The sequence below is a fragment of the Cohnella sp. genome, assembly GCF_041641335.1.
Classification (GTDB): domain Bacteria; phylum Bacillota; class Bacilli; order Paenibacillales; family Paenibacillaceae; genus Cohnella.
This window is the reverse complement of the sequence record NZ_JBEPYQ010000019.1, coordinates 70369-85755: the sequence shown is the minus strand read 5'-3', so window position 1 is coordinate 85755 and position 15387 is coordinate 70369. Positions and strand designations below refer to the sequence as shown.

The 15387-nt window shown below is 52.6% G+C and carries 12 protein-coding genes; 1 reads left to right on the top strand and 11 read right to left on the bottom strand.

The annotated features are described in order from the left end of the window. Positions 1–10: 10 nt before the first annotated feature. The 10 genes from ACESLM_RS08615 to ACESLM_RS08570 all read right to left on the bottom strand — a co-directional run bounded on the left by ACESLM_RS08615 (position 11) and on the right by ACESLM_RS08570 (position 13145). A complete protein-coding gene (locus tag ACESLM_RS08615) occupies positions 11–709 on the bottom strand; it encodes an MBL fold metallo-hydrolase (RefSeq protein WP_372631142.1) in 699 nt (232 codons plus the stop codon). A 143-nt stretch (positions 710–852) separates the two neighbouring features. Continuing rightward, a complete protein-coding gene (locus ACESLM_RS08610) occupies positions 853–3036 on the bottom strand; it encodes an MMPL family transporter (protein ID WP_372631141.1) in 2184 nt (727 codons plus the stop codon). Positions 3037–3265: 229 nt separating this feature from the next. Continuing rightward, positions 3266–4531 carry a glycosyl hydrolase 53 family protein gene (locus tag ACESLM_RS08605; RefSeq protein ID WP_372631140.1) on the bottom strand — a complete coding sequence of 422 codons (1266 nt, stop codon included), beginning with the start codon at positions 4529–4531 and terminating at the stop codon, positions 3266–3268. 17 nt (positions 4532–4548) lie between these two features. Then, positions 4549–5376, bottom strand: coding sequence for a carbohydrate ABC transporter permease (locus tag ACESLM_RS08600; RefSeq protein WP_372631139.1), 828 nt, complete (start codon positions 5374–5376; stop codon positions 4549–4551). Further along, positions 5373–6242 carry a carbohydrate ABC transporter permease gene (locus ACESLM_RS08595; protein ID WP_372631138.1) on the bottom strand — a complete coding sequence of 290 codons (870 nt, stop codon included), beginning with the start codon at positions 6240–6242 and terminating at the stop codon, positions 5373–5375. The genes ACESLM_RS08600 and ACESLM_RS08595 overlap by 4 nt, the downstream gene beginning before the upstream one ends. 113 nt (positions 6243–6355) lie before the next feature. Then, a complete protein-coding gene (locus ACESLM_RS08590; RefSeq protein WP_372631148.1) occupies positions 6356–7687 on the bottom strand; it encodes an ABC transporter substrate-binding protein in 1332 nt (443 codons plus the stop codon). Between the two features lie 150 nt (positions 7688–7837). Next, the gene (locus ACESLM_RS08585; RefSeq protein ID WP_372631137.1) at positions 7838–9577 is read right to left on the bottom strand and encodes a sensor histidine kinase; all 1740 of its coding nucleotides are present in this window, start codon (positions 9575–9577) and stop codon (positions 7838–7840) included. Next, complete coding sequence (locus tag ACESLM_RS08580) at positions 9564–11072, bottom strand: response regulator transcription factor (protein ID WP_372631136.1); 1509 nt, start codon at positions 11070–11072, stop codon at positions 9564–9566. The genes ACESLM_RS08585 and ACESLM_RS08580 overlap by 14 nt, the downstream gene beginning before the upstream one ends. Before the next feature lie 190 nt (positions 11073–11262). Further along, positions 11263–11916, bottom strand: coding sequence for a response regulator (locus ACESLM_RS08575; RefSeq protein WP_372631135.1), 654 nt, complete (start codon positions 11914–11916; stop codon positions 11263–11265). Continuing rightward, on the bottom strand, positions 11913–13145 hold the full coding sequence (locus ACESLM_RS08570; RefSeq protein ID WP_372631134.1) for a sensor histidine kinase: 1233 nt from the start codon (positions 13143–13145) through the stop codon (positions 11913–11915). Before ACESLM_RS08570 ends, ACESLM_RS08575 begins: the two co-directional genes overlap by 4 nt. A 298-nt stretch (positions 13146–13443) precedes the next feature. On the opposite strand from ACESLM_RS08570, the gene ACESLM_RS08565 reads away from it, so the two are divergent. Continuing rightward, positions 13444–14238 carry a nucleotidyltransferase domain-containing protein gene (locus ACESLM_RS08565; protein ID WP_372631133.1) on the top strand — a complete coding sequence of 265 codons (795 nt, stop codon included), beginning with the start codon at positions 13444–13446 and terminating at the stop codon, positions 14236–14238. Positions 14239–14331: 93 nt separating this feature from the next. On the opposite strand, the gene ACESLM_RS08560 is transcribed toward ACESLM_RS08565, so the two are convergent. Further along, positions 14332–15090, bottom strand: a complete 759-nt coding sequence (locus ACESLM_RS08560) for an SDR family NAD(P)-dependent oxidoreductase (RefSeq protein WP_372631147.1) — start codon at positions 15088–15090, stop codon at positions 14332–14334. Positions 15091–15387 lie beyond the last annotated feature (297 nt).

The window sequence follows — 15387 nt, the reverse complement described above, 5'->3', positions numbered from 1 at the left end:
CTTATCCGTTCTAAATGATCTGGACCATATTCTCTGTTACTTTCTTGTAGGTTTGGAATATGCCCGAATCATGAAAGGGCAGTGGAATAACCCCTATTCCATGAGCTTTCTTAAGAAAGGCCTCGTTTTTCTCCGTGTTGAAAAATACGCCGATCGGTCTCCGGGCTGTCAGATTTTCGGCCACATAGCATTCGTCTCCGGTAATCGCATAATTCGCGCCGTCATGCTGAAAATAAACGACGGACGAGCCGACAGTGTGCCCCCCAACGACCTCGAACCGGAATGTATCCAGAAACAGCTCAGCTTCCTTCACGGTCAATACGTTGCTTTGAAGCAGCCGTTCCCTTACGGATAGGCTCGCATTCTGCAAAGCATGCTCGTATTCATCATGCCCAATAATGATTTGCGCGCCGGGAAACCGATCAATATTGTCAATATGATCGAAGTGGCTGTGCGTAATAAAAACCGTATCGATGGAGCTCAGGTCGACGACGCTCGCGACTTCCGGTTCGACATCGATCAGTTCGATGCCCCACTTTTCTGCAGTCGGAGGGTCTCGAAATCCGACATCGAATAAAATGTTCTTCCCCCGATAGCGGGCGACGTAATAGGACCACGGGATGCGCATAGGCTCATTGACGCTTGCATCGCGAAAGACGTACTTGGATTGGAAAGGGGATTCGCCGAACTTTACTGCGTAAAGCTGCATTTGTTCTCTCTCCTTTTAGACTCTCCTTATTGAATCCGGGAAAGTCGATTCCTAATCTTCTTCTTCACGCTTCTGTCTCCTTCCTTCCTGGGAAGAAAGGTGCGAATCGGCTTGCCGATCCGCACCCTATGCAAGAACAAACCTTATGCGACTTTCTCGGAATCGTCCGATACATCGTGGATGGATTCCCCTTCTACGTCGACTCGCGGCGTAATGCGATCCAGCCAGCGCGGGAAATACCAGGCCAACCGGGGCATAAGCGCCATGATGGCCGGGACGATCGTCATCCGTACGATGAAGGCGTCCACGAGAATTCCGAAGGCAAGCGCGAGTCCCATCGATTTGATCATCGTGTCTTCGACAAAAATAAAGCTGGCGAACACAACGACCATGATCAAGCCCGCCGCGGTGACGACGCTCCCGCTGTTGGCCATGCCGGCGAGCACCGCTTGACGGCCGTCGCCGGTTCGGGAGTATTCCTCGCGCATCCGGCTGACCAGAAATACCTCATAATCCATGGCAAGTCCGAATAAGATCCCGGCAGTCAATACCGGTAAGAAGCTGAGTACGGGGCCCGGCTCCGGAATGCCGAACAGCTGGGCCAGATGGCCTTCCTGGACGACGAATACGATAAAGCCCAGCGTCGCCGTCAGCGTCAGCAAATATCCGAGCACCGCCTTGATCGGAATCCAAATGGACCGGAACACGATTCCAAGCAGGATGATGGCCAGACCGACGATCAAAAGCGCGAATTGGGGCAGCGCTTCGTTCAGCTTATCGGAAATATCGATGTTGACGGCCGTCGTTCCGGTCACCAACAACTCGACGCCCCCCCCTTTCCCTGCAGCTTCTTCCGCAGAGTCCCTGATCTCCTGCACCAGCTCTTTCGTTCGGCTATCGTGCGGTCCGGTTCCAGGGAGCAGGTTTACGATAGCCGCATTTCCGGACGCGCTAAACATTGGCTCGCTTAAAGAAGAAACATTGTCGAATCCGTTCAGTTCCTTCAAGGCGTCGCGAATGGCTTCGGTTGAATCCGAACCGGAATCGTTCGCATCCGCTTTGGCAACAAGGACAAGCGGAGCATGATAACCAGGGCCGTAAGCTTCGGTCAGCAAATCGTAGGCGCGTCTTTCCGTATTTTCTACCGACTTAAGACCATTGTCCGGCAAGCCCGTTTCGAGCTTCAGAGCGGGCAAGCTGATAAAGATCAGAAGCAGAATCGCCGCAATGGCAATCGGCAGCGGATATTTGACTACCGTATTGCCCCAGGCGCCCGAGAAAGAGTTTTTTTTCTTCTTCGCCTTAGGTCGAGACTTCGGTCTTGCTCTCTCGCCCACGATAGCCAGCATGGCCGGCACCAGCACGACTGCGACCGCAATCGCCGCGGCGACCGTAATTGCAGCTGCGATCCCCATCGTCGTCAAGAACGGAATTCGGACGACGGACAGTCCGAGCAGAGCAATAATGACCGTTAGTCCTGCGAACAGTACGGAGCTGCCCGCGGTTGCGTTCGCAATCGCGATCGATTCCCGCACGCTCTTCCCTTCCGCAAGGCTCTGCCTGTGCCTGGAGATGATGAAGAGGGCGTAATCGATACCGACGGCCAGACCTAGCATTACCGCAAGCGTAATGGAGATCGAGGTCATTTCCATCACGTTCGTGCCGATCAGCACGAGGAGAATTCCGATGCCAAGGCCGATAACCGCAGTCAAAATCGGCAGCCCGGCGATCAGAAACGATCCGAAAGTAAAGGCCAGAATCAAGAAAGCGACGACGATGCCTACCACCTCGGAGACGCCGCCGATTTCCGGAATAACCGAACCAACGTTGCCTGAGTAATCGGCCTGAATGCCCGCTGTCCGAGCTTCCTCCGCCCCGGCTTCCACCTTTTCAAGCGAGGTTTCCGTTACCTCTCCGGCATCTAGCTTGTAAGTGATGGTTGCGTATCCGATCTCCTTGCTTGCGCTTAATGAATAATTATCGTAGGGACCCGCGATCGAATCAACATCGGGGTCATCGCCGATTTTTGCAAGTACATCTTCAATCGAGGAACGAACGGATTCGCTCTCCAGCGTTTCCCCTTGCGGGGCTTTGAACACCATCTGGACGTTACCCTTGTTCCCCTCGTCGGGCGACGGGAACTCTTCGTTCAGCACCTTCATCGCTTGCTCAGATTTCGTTCCGGGAATGGACAGGTCGCCTGCGAACGAAGCGCCAAGGCTCATGACCAAGGCAGCCGCAACGAGCAGGATCGCCATACTTGCGGTCAGTGTCTTGAATTTATGACGATAAACCTTTTCTCCGATAGAATAAAGCCACTTTGCCATATTGGACATCCCTTCCTTGTCGTGAAGTTATGTCCTTTATTCTATCTTGCCGGCCCAATAAAAAAATCGTACGAAGGGGCATGCCCTTCTTGTACGATCGGGCAATGCGCAAATCGAAGGCGAACAATCCGACAAAGCTCCCCCTATCGTAACAGGCGTTATGATTTCACCCTGTTACGATAGGGGGAGCCTAAATCAATTGCAGGACATTCCTTGTCTTGCCATAGAGCTAGCGGAAGGCTCTAAAAACGTTTAGAATCGGCTTTGCCGTGGCGATCTTCGTCGTTTCATCGGCATTGAATAACGACATCGCGCTCCATTCTCCAGTAATCAAGTCCGGAGCCCACGGTCGAATGCCGCTAACGCCGTTTTGTCGTCCCCAAGCAAGTAAATCCGCCGTAAATCTGGCTTGATCCGCTTCCGAAATGACATAGCCCGTCGGAGGCGTATCCCAGTCCTGATAAGGGCCGCTGTCAATCGGATGGGAGGGGTAAGCGTATTCAGCGATAAACACGGGAACTCGCAATTCTTGACGGACTGCGTTAATCATCCCTTTAACCGTGCCAAGCGGGTCCGGAACATGGGACATCGAGGTCGGATAGAAACTGATGCCGGCCTGATCGACTTTAAATCCATTTTGCGCCAATGTGCGGAAGTACGTCGTAATGGAGGTTGTATCCGCAACTGTTGTTGTGACATGTGTCGAGAATTTGGCATTCCGGTCGACCTTTCGAATTCCCTCCGCCAACGCTGCCATCAACTGTCCGTTATAGTTCCATACATTGTCCTTGAGCCACTCCGCTCCGAAGGATGGGAGAACGAACATATCCCACAAAGTTGTGGTTTCCAGAATCGGATTGACAGCCGTCTTCAACCCTACGCTGACTCCAGCGAAGCCGAAATTCGCCTCGTTGCCCAGATTCCAATAGTCCACCTTGCAACCGGCCATTTTCAACTCTTTGGCAACCAGTTGCCCGTATTGCTTAAGCACGGATTTCATTTCGGCGAGCGAATATTCCGACCACGGCTTATCCGGTTTGTTCAGCTCCGGATAATCCTTGAAGTCCGGCGCTTGTTGAGAGAAGGAGTCCATATACGTATAGGCGACCATGATTTCAGGATTGATCGGCATATGGACCTCGGCGGCGATACGGCACATCGCCAATCCGGACTCGAGAGAGTGCAGCTCGGCATGAGCGGGATCCACGGACAAATCTCCGTCATTGTACCGTTTCGTATTGATTCTTACGAACATTTCGGTAGCGCCTGCATCGTTGTAAAGCTTTTGCAGCTCCTTCAAATCGGTCGCGGTTGTCGCTCCCCGCTGAAAAACGTACCCCTCCTCGAAGGCGCTCTTCGCGCCCTGTCCCAGAGCCAAAGCAATTCTCATTTTCTTCCCTCTATCCCCGTTGTGAGGTCCGGAAGCGTAAGCGGGAGCGAAGATCATCATCAAAAGCGAAACAAGCAAGAGCATCAAGGAAAACTTCCTCATCATTCATTCTCCTCCTGTTATCAAGCTTTCAGCGACCCTGCCGTCATTCCGGCTACAATTCGTTTGTTGAATATCAAAAATAGAATGAACGGCGGAATCGTAATTAAAAGGATGTTGGCAAACAATAAGTTGTATTGTGTGACAAACTGGCTTTGGAAGTTGTACAGGGTCAATTGTACGGTTACGTTCCGGGCTCCCGGCAAGAAGTACAATGGATTTGTAAAATCGTTAAAAATCGTAACGGAAGACAGCACGACGATCGTCGCGGTCACGGGCTGCAGAAGCGGCATAATGATCCGGAAGAACAAGCGCAAGCCGCCGCAGCCGTCAAGAATGGCGGCTTCGTCGATCTCTCTCGGCACGGTTGCCATGAAATTTTTGTACAACAGCACCGAGAACGGGAATCCGAGAGCGACTTCCACGAGAATGAGTCCTAGCAGCGTCTTGAATAGTCCGACCCCATCCAAAACCCATATCGTAGGTACGATAGCCGGAGGAATAATTAACCCGGACAGAATCAGGAATTCGTATACTGGAGTGGCCCGCTCCCGGCGCCGCTGAAGCACGAATCCCGCCATCGCGCAAAACAGAACCAGGAAAACAATAGAGAATAACGTGAGCGCGGTGCTGTTAACAAACGCTCGAACGAGCAGATAGTCCCGAACCTCTATTACGGCTCTAATATTTTCCCAGAATTGCGGCGATGAAGGCCATTCCATATTCAGCAGCGAAGCCCCTTTGGCATCCTTGCCGGCATTGACAATCATGAAGTAGAATGGCGCTCCGAAGACAAGAAGGGCGAATGCGATTCCCAACGTTTCATAGCCGATGACTCGAACTCTTCTCACCTTTCCACCTCCTTTCGATTCAGATACATATTGAGCGGTACCGCGAGTACGGCAACGATCAGGAATAGAATGACATTGCCCGCAGTCGAGAGTCCGTAAAATCCACCTTGGTACTGTTTATAGATAATAGAAGCGATCAAATCCGTCGTAAAACCCGGACCGCCCTTCGTCATCGTCCAGATCAAATCAAAGGAGCGCAGACCCCCAATGAAGGATAGAATGATGACCGAGTGCGTAGCCGGACGACTGAGCGGAACGATGATGCTCCAAAACTTATGCCATCCGCCGCCTCCGTCGATCTGCAGCGCCTCGTAATAGTCAGTCGGGATGGAGACGATGCCTGCAATGTAGATAACGACGGCAAATCCGATGCCCTTCCACACGTCGACAAAGGCAACGGAAAGCAAGGCCAGCTTCGTATCGCCCAGCCAGTCCGGTCCAGACAATCCAATGGCGGCAAGCGCGCTATTGATCAGCCCCTGCGAGGGATGCATCATCATGCTGAACGCGATTCCGACAGCAATTGTGCTGACCAATGTCGGAAAAAAAAGGATAGAACGAAGCAAGTGCTTCGAACGGAGCTTGGAAGTCAGCAATACGCCAAGAAACAAGCCCAGCACCACTTTTAAGAAACAGGTGACCACGGCGTAGATCAGCGTATTTTGAAATCCGATAGCAAGCGACTGTTCTCTGAAGAACATTCTGAAATTTTCCAGACCGATAAACGTCCAGTCGACGAGGTCCCATCGTGTCAGACTAAAAAAGAAAGACAATATCGTGGGCAATAAAAAAATGAGCAAATATACAATCCCGGCCGGTACGAGGAACCAGTAGGAATACGTTCGCTTAAACATTATTGATTTCATGTAAGTTTCCTTTCTCCCATGCCAACCAGTATGTCTGAGATCTATAGCGAACCTGCTTATTCGAGTGAACGACGAGACCTTGTTGCGTCTCGTCGTTCACTCGCAGCTTTGAATTACCAGCCTTCGAGACCAAGCTGTTTCGCCTGTTTTTCAACATCCTGATCGTACGACTCGGCGCCCTTCTGCGCAGTCTTGATGCCCGATCCGACTTCTACCGTGATCTGCTCCAGGCTCGGGCCTTTAACCGGAGAAACAAACTCAAGAGCCGGCGCCGTCTGATTGTTATCGAAGTACGGAAGCATATCTTTGACCAGCGTCGGTACGTCATCCGGAATGGAAGCGCCCTTGATCAAATACGGTCCCGTCGGTTTCGATACGCTGTTCGCTGCCTCCGTTCCCTCAACCGAAGCGACGAACGCCACGAACAGCTTGGCTTCTTCGATATGCTTGCTTTCCTTGTAAATATAAGCCGCGCCCGGCATCCAGATCGTCAAGCCGTTCGAGGATGCGTCGTCTCCCGGCTGCGCGAAGAAACCGATATTGTCGATCTGGTCCGGATAGTTCTGAAGCAGGGCCGGCGTCGCGAACGACAGCATCGGATATTGTACGCCCTTTCCTTCCGCCAACATTTTGAGCCCCGAATCATACGTCGTTGCCAGTAGGTCCTTGTTCATTAATTGCTTGTCATGTAGCTCCTGCAGCTTTTCGAACGAGCGGAGCATGGCCGGAGTCCCTGCGTTGGTCGCTTTCCGAGTGGTGAAATCTTCGGCAAATGAAGGAACCTCCGCTTGAACATTGAAATAATCGGCAAGTACGACTAACTGAGAGGTCCAAGTGTCCTTGTAGCTGCCAATAACGGGAGTCATACCCGCCGCCTTGATCTTCTCGCTGTTTGCAATCAACTCGTCCCAAGTTTTCGGTACCTGCAAACCCAGATCCGCATACACTTTTTTGTTATAGAACCAGCCGCCGGCCATCGTCGAAGCCGTTGGCGCCCCGTACACCTTGCCATTAAACGATACCGTCTGCTTGAAGGAATCGATGACCTCCTGCTGGAACGGCTCGTTCGTCAAATCGATCATGTTCCTTTCCGGGGAAAGCGCTTGCATCAAGGAGCCGGAATTATAGAAAAAAACATCTGTCATATCTCCCGTAGCCAGCCGGGTTTTAACAATGTTGTCTCCCTCCGAGCCGCCTGGACGGGTTTCCAGTTCCACCTTGATGTTCGGGTATTTCTTTTCGAACGCGGCAATGTAGGCATTCGCCGTATTGACCGCATCTTGCGAATTGTCCGTGGAAAGCGTTATCTTAACCTCTTTTTCGGGGGTTGCCGCCGTGGAGGCCGACTCCGAATTGCTGGAGACTGGAGAGGCTGTCTCTTTTCCGTTCGTATTGCTTCCTCCGCAACCCGATAATGCCCCCGCAACCATCATGACGCCCAACATCACTGGAACCGTTTTCTTGAATTTGCTTGTAAACACTTCGAAGTGCCCCCCTGATCTGAATGATTTCCGGATGTTTAACCGGTAGCTTTATTATAGCTTTTAAGAAATCCGGTTCGTAAGCGCTTTAAATTTTAGGTAAGCGCTGTTTTTTTAAGGTGACGGATCATATCGAATTGTAATTTTCGTCCCTCTTCCCGGCTGGCTCCAGATCTCGAGGTCGCTTTGTTCTCCGTAATACAGGTTTAGTCGTTCTTTGACATTGCGAAGTCCATAGCCTCGTTCCGTCATCGAGATATCCGCCATCCCTACACCGTCGTCCGAAATCGTAAAAATTAGCTTCCCGCCGTCTCTAGCGCCTTTTAAGACAATTGTTCCGTCTCCAATTTTACGTTCGAGCCCGTGGAAAATCGCGTTCTCTACGAGCGGTTGAAGAAGAAGCTTCAACATGGTCGAATCCATAATCGATTCGTCAACCTCTTCAATGTAAAGAAAACGATTATCGAAACGGATGTTTTGGATGCGAACGTAATGTCTGATATGGAGCAGTTCGTCGCGAACGGTTAACATTTCATTCCCTTGGTTCAGGATGAGTTTAAAGCTGACGGATAGGGACTCGGCAATATCCGCAATCGGTTTGTGCTCGTCCAGAATAGCCATCCAATAAATGGAGTCCAGCGTGTTGTACAAAAAGTGCGGCTTAATCTGCGACTGAAGGGCGCGCAGTTCGGCTTCGCGTTCCTTAAGCTGCGAGCGAATCAGCTTGGCGGAAAGCTCCTCGTTGAGGCTTGAGATTCGTTTAAATGTTTCCCCGATTACCCCCACTTCATCATTGCCGAAGGCAACCGGAAAATCTCTGGCCCCCTTGGTCCAGTCCAGCATCATTTTCTTGAGCTCCAGCAGCGGCTTCGTCACCGTTCGAGAGAGAAGATAGGACATCACCAGCGCGATCGCGGCAAAGGCAATCGCAACGGCAGTCGTGATCCAGGGAATATTTCTGGACGGCCCTAACAGCTCGGAAGAACGAACAAGATGGAGGAAAGTCCAGTTCGTCGTCTGATTGAAATAGGCGGTGACGAGAATGGACTGCTCTTCCAAATCGTTTACAACCTCGTCGATGCCTCCGCTTTGCGGCAGATGCTCGAAATGGCCGTACACCGCCCGCGACAAGCCTTGTCGTTCGTCCAGAATCATAAAGCCTCCATACGCCTCGCCTTCTCCGAACACTGTCTTAAAAATCGACTTCGATACATTCACGACCAATAGGCCCAAGGGTTCGCCTTCTACCCCCTCCTTGTCTCGAAACAGCTTGATCGTCGAAAAAGAAGAGTCCGATTCTCCGAAAATATCCGAAGGGTAGTATAGAACCTTGCCTTTTCCTTCAAAGGCGCTGCGATACCAGTCCGATTGCCGAAGCTGTTCGTCCCGGTTCGGTCCCTCATATGCGCCGGCATCGTCCGATCTGCCCGAGCAGGCGATACGAAGCTGCAAATCAAGCAAGCAAATGGAGGTGACGTACTTGGTGTCCGCCGAGCTGTCGCTAATAATCCGGCTTAACAAAGCGGAAGTGTCCCCACTTGGCTTGTCCGATGACAAATAGAGGGGAGCGGCGGCCGCCGTAAGATCGCGTCGAATCGCATCGCTTACGACAATTGAAAAGTGGAGTCCGTTAATATTGCGGAAGAGCAAATCGGCGATGTCGCTTGACGTTCTCAGTCTTTCTTGATTCGACTTGGCATTAAGCTCCGTAACGGTCGACTTCGAAATATTATAAGAGGTGATACCCAGCAAAGCGATAGCAGGCAAAGACCATAAAATCATGGCGGCGAGAAAACGGCTCCGGATTCTACGAAAGCGGAAAGTCAACGGCAGTCGAAGTTTAATTTTCGTCATCGAACGCATACCTTCGTCCCGAACTGTGTGCTTCGCGATAGTGTCCCGGACTTATTCCAACCGCCCTCTTGAACACATCCGCAAAATGCCTCTGATTGAAGTACCCGACCCTCCTGCAGACCTCATGAACCCGCTCGCCATCGCGCAGCAATCCTTTGGCTTTCTCTATTCTCAGAGCCGTTAAATACTTGCTGTAGGAAACGCCGAGGCGCTCTTTAAACAGCAAACTAAGATAGGCCGGATGAAGCTCGACGAGCTCGGCCAGCTCCTGCAGCGACAAATCCCGGTCGTATCTCTCCTCTATATAATCAAGCACTCTTTCAAGGGACGAGTGCTTCGCTTCACGTCTTTTGCCCGTTGTCCAAACGTTTAATTCATTCAGTTTGCCGTGCATCCATTCGAACATGTCGTCAAGCGAATTCATCTCGTGAAGCTCCCAATGTCTGAGGATTCCAAGCTCCCCTGTCTCCGCCCCGGTCTCTCTGGCCATCTCGAGACTTAAAAACACAAGCTTCACAAGCTCCTGCTCCAGTCGCTCCGGCGGCACCTTCCATTCTTTCACCCAGGCCCGGTAGGCATGCAGAGCCCAATTCAACCCGTCCTTATCTCCGGTACGAAGAGACAGAATAATCGATTTCTCGTGGTGCCCGAGGTCAGCGTACAGCTTGCTTTCCCTGCTCTCGATTTCTTCTATTCGCACCCGGCCGCCCTCCTTCATAAACCTGCCGTACCGGAGCGCGCGAAGGGCTTCATGGTAGCTTCTGCGCGCATCTTTAAGCAACTCGTATCGCCTTCCGGATCCAAAGGGCTCCGGGATATCCCATGTTTCTATCCGTTCGTCCAGCTTTTCTCTTGACTCCTCCATGACGAGCAGAACCGCCAAACGCTCGGTTCCGTTTTTGATCGCAATTTCTTTGTACATTGGATGTTCGGGCAACCGGGGGATATCGCTGTCGAAAGCTAACACCATGATGGAAGTATAATGCGGACCGCTGCCGTACGCCTCCTTCCATTCGGTCAAAGCCCCCTCGCCCGCAAGCAGCAGCTCTCGCGTCGCTTTTTCCAGCCTCCCCTCCCGATCGGATTCCCACTTGAATTTCAATTCGCTGAATTCGTGATCTTGACTGATTCGTTCAATCGTTCTGACAAGCGCGCTCTCTATCTTGGCGAAGGTGATCGGTTTCTCCAAATAATCGATAACGCCGAGGCCGATTGCCCTTCGAACGTATTCAAACTCATTGTATCCGCTAAATACAATAAACTTCGTATTCGGCAACTCCCGAGCAATTTTTTCGATAAGCTGCAAACCGTCGATCCCCGGCATCCGGATATCGGTAAGAACGATATCCGGCTGAAGCCTTCTCGTTAATCGAAGAGCGGATAGACCGTCGGTTGCGGTGCCGACCAACTCGATCCCATATCGCGTCCAGTCAAACTTCTTTAACATTCCGGTCAGAACGATCGGTTCATCGTCGAACAGGACTGCCTTTAGCATGGCATCCCCTCCCCCAAGGTGTCATTTTGGACCTTCAACCACAAGTCTACCCAGTTTTCAAGCGGCTTCATATAACGCATTCCGAAGATAGGATAGCGATATCTTATTCTCTTGGGACAATCGGGTGCGCTCACAAAAAAATCGTACATGAACGGCATGCCCGTGATGTACGATCGGGTATTTCCTGATTTCAGAGGTGAATAACGCCGTGCTCGATCGCCATCGCGACCGCCTGTGAACGGGAATCGACGCCGAACTTGTTATAAATGCTGGTCAAATGGGCCTTTACGGTGCGCTCGGATATGCCCAAATCGAAGGCGATCTCCTTGCTCCGGTATCCGCGCGCCGCCGCCTGCAGCACAAGCTGCTCCTTATCTGACAAGGCGGGAAGCTCGCGCCTTCCGGTGTGAGCCGGAGACACCCGCTCCTGCTGGAAGCCGAACACCTTCGAAGCCACTTCCGGCTGCAGCAGCGTCTCTCCCCTCAGCGCGGACGAGAGCGTATGAAACAGCTTTTCGCGGTTGGCATCCTTGAGCAGGTAACCTTTCGCACCCAGGGCCAAGCCCTGCACCATATAATCGTCTTCATTATAGGTGGTCAAAATAATGACAGGAATGTCGAGCGCTTGCTCCCGCAGCCGCTTCATCGTTTCGAGACCGTTCATGACCGGCATGTTCAGATCGAGCAAGATGATATCCGGTCGCAGCTGCTCCGCGAGGCGAAGGGCAATCTCCCCGTTTTCCGCTTCGCCCGCGACCCGGTACTCTTCGTTCGTTTCGATAATGAGCTTCAAGCCCTCTCTCACCAGCAGGTGATCGTCGACGATCAGAATTTGTTTGGTCATTCCTTCTCTCCTTTTCTGCCCGGGACCCTTACTTCGATCGTCGTTCCCTTTCCAGGTGCGCTGCTAATCTCCGCTTCCCCGCCCAGCAACCGAATCCGTTCGCGGATGCCGACAAGACCGTAATGCCCCGAACGCTGGCCGATTGCGCCGACATGAAAGCCGATTCCGTCATCCTGGACAACAAGGCGCAGGCTCTCGGTTCGAGGATCCTGTTCGATCGTTAGGCAGAGGCGCTTCGCCTCCGCATGCTTGACGGCATTGGCAATACACTCTCCGACGATGTAGAGACAATGCTCCATGACGAAACGGGACAAAGGCAGCAGCGGGGAAGAATTCAGGGATACGGAAAGAGGCGTATGGGCGGTGAGCTTGTCCGCCGTTTCGCCGACAAGCCGGACGAAGTCGCCGTCCCCGGCTTCAGTTCCCCCGTTCTGCCTCAGATCGTCAATGACCAGTCTGGCCTCCGACAGCGTTGATCTTGCCCGTTCCATCGCTTTCTTGATAATATCCTGCGCGCGTTCCGGATTGGCTTTGTCCAGATGCGCATCCGCCGCCTCCAGTTGCATCAGCAAGCCCGCAAGCCCCTGTGCCAATGTATCGTGCAGATCGCGCGCCATCCTTTGCCGCTCGTTGGCAAGCGTCAGCTCCTCTACCCTCCGGTGGGTTCGCTCCAGTTCCCGAAGAAAGCTCTGCGTGCGGAGCTTCGCCCGAACCTGCCGAAAAAACAGCAGCCCATACGAGACCACAATGACGTTCAGCAGAACAAACACGGGAATGATCAGGGCAAATTCGCGAGATCTGTCCATGGCGCCCAGCGCAATCAGCATCAGAGAATAGCAGCCCAGCGAGACAAGCACGATTTTGCTTCTCTCGTTAAAGACGCCCGTGCTTTGACTGATCAGAGCGGGATAGAGACCGATCAGCACGACCGGAGAACCGGTCGGTACCAGATAGGAAGCCGCATAGACGAGCAGTCCTTGAATGAGAAAATAAATCCACGCCCGCTTGACGACAAAAGAAGGGGAATGCCAGTACAAAGATGCATGCAAAGCGATCAGCCCTGTGAAAAACAACAGGTTGATCCAATGGAAATCTCCGTCGATCAGTTGCAAGGCCAGAGAGGCTCCGTAAATCAGAACGATCCAAATCAGGATCGGTATTCTCGAATCGGAAATGGCTCCGTCCTCGTCAAAAGACTGTCGCGAATTTGTCCATTCGTCAGATCTCATGTGCAGCATCGCTCCTGTTCTTCCTTCTTATACCCCGTTTTAGCAGGCGCGGCATAAGCAAGCTTCGAGAGGCCTCCGCCGTTTCGAATCAACTTCGAGCCACATTCTATCGGGAATCTGGGTATCGATGAGCAGTACGCGCTCCCTTCGTGCGCTTATCTTATCACTGCCCCTTTGCGTCCGCAACCGGCTTGACCATTAAGCTTGTCCGACAAGAAAATCTGGCGTGATTCCCTATAGTTCGGTCTGTTCCTTTTTGCTATTCTAGCCTCATCTTGACAAATCAAGGAGGTAGACCATGTTCGAACATCATAAGCGAGCTTTAGACAAACTGACGGAAGCGCTGAGTGCGGATTCTTCCATTCTGTCCATCATTACAGCGGGTTCCGTCGCGCAAGGGATTGCGAGAGAGTCGTCGGACGTCGACGTATATTTGGTGGTCGACGACGAATCGTATGCCGAACGTCAAAAATCGCACAATCTGTCGTATATCAACCGCGACAAGGTAATCTGCGATTACGAGGGAGGGTATATCGACGGCAAGATTATCAACCTGGGGTTTCTGGAGGCGGCGGCCGAACGAGGGAGCGAGCCTACCCGTGCTTCCTTCATCGGATCTCAGGCCTGGTATTCCCGTATACCGGATTTGGATGCGCTTCTTGCCAAAATCCCGGTTTATCCCGAGAAAAACTATGAGAAGAATATTCGGGATTTCACCGCGCAGATTATGCTGTACGGCTTTTATTTTGCCGACGAAGCGGCCAAAAAAGACAACCTTTATTTGCTGACGCATTCCGCAAGCATTCTCGCTCTGTTCGGCAGCCGAATCGTCCTGGCGCGCAATCGCATCCTTTTTCCCTGCCACAAGTCCTTGATGAAAGCCGTGGAGAAGGCTCCGGAAAAACCGGACGGCTTTATCGAAATGGTCAACGATTTGCTGACGGCGCCTACCGGCGACAAATGCAAAGCCTTTGCCGGCGCGGTGCTCGGCTTCCTGCCGCCGACCTTCGCTCCCGAGCTTTCCACCTCCATTTTCATGGAAAATAACGAGTGGAACTGGCTTGACGGAGAACCTCCTATAGGAGACAGATAACCAGAACAAGCGCGCCAAACCGACAAGCGGCAGATTCCTCCATAATGGAATCTGCCGTTTGTCGGATCGTTCCGTAAAGATTCGTTCTCCGGTTTACAGCGTCAACCCGCCGTCCACCGCGACGATCGAGCCGGTCATATAGCTGGACTTGCCGGAGGCAAGGAATACGACCATCTCCGCAAGCTCGTCCGGATCGGCGAACCGACCGATTCTCATGTTCGGGAATTCCTCCGGCATATAACCGCTTTCCTGCATCATGGTCGGAACAGCCTGGGTAAGAGCCGTATCGACGCCGCCGGGGCAGATCGCGTTGACGCGCACGCCTTTGCGAACGTACTCGATCGCCGCCGCCTTCGTCAGGCCGATGACGGCGTGCTTGCTTGCCGTGTAGACCGCCATGCTGTGTTCGGCGCGGATGCCTGCGGTCGAGGCCGTATTGATGACCGAACCGAAGCCTTGCTTGTTCATGACCTGAAGCACATGCTTCAGACCGAGGAAAACGCCGCGAACGTTGACGCCCATGATCCTCTCGAACTCGGACAGCTCGATGTTTTCCAGCAGCGAGAATTTCTGAAGCACGCCTGCGTTGTTGAAGAAGGCGTCGATCCTTCCGTACGTGTCGACTGTCGCTTTCACGTATCGTTCGACATCTTCATGCTTGGAAACGTCCGCCTGAACGAAGATGCCCTCGCCGCCTTGCCCGCGAACGAGGCGTAGCGTCTCTTCGCCCGTCTTCGAATTAAAGTCGACCGCTACAATCTTGAAGCCGGCTTGCGAAAGCTTGAGCGACGCGGCTCGTCCGATGCCGCTGCCCGCTCCAGTCACGAGGGCTACGGAGCCTTCCGGAGCGATCTTCTCCGCTGCCGCAGATGCGGAGGGAGATGCCGATCCGCTCTTCCCCGAGGTCGACTCGGCGGCTTGATCCGGAATTCCGGCCAAATCGGCCACGATCGCGCTTATCAACTCATGGGGGATATTCGCTTGCGGAATGCCGGCCAACTGCTGGAGCGTCAGCCTCTTCCCCATACTGGCCATCGGGTTCGTCGATATGCCTGGCAGATGTTTTTCGAGTACGGCAACGGTAGCTTCGTTTTCCAAAAGTTCACCCAATGTTGAATTCTCGTTGAAAGCCATTTTGATTCCTCCATT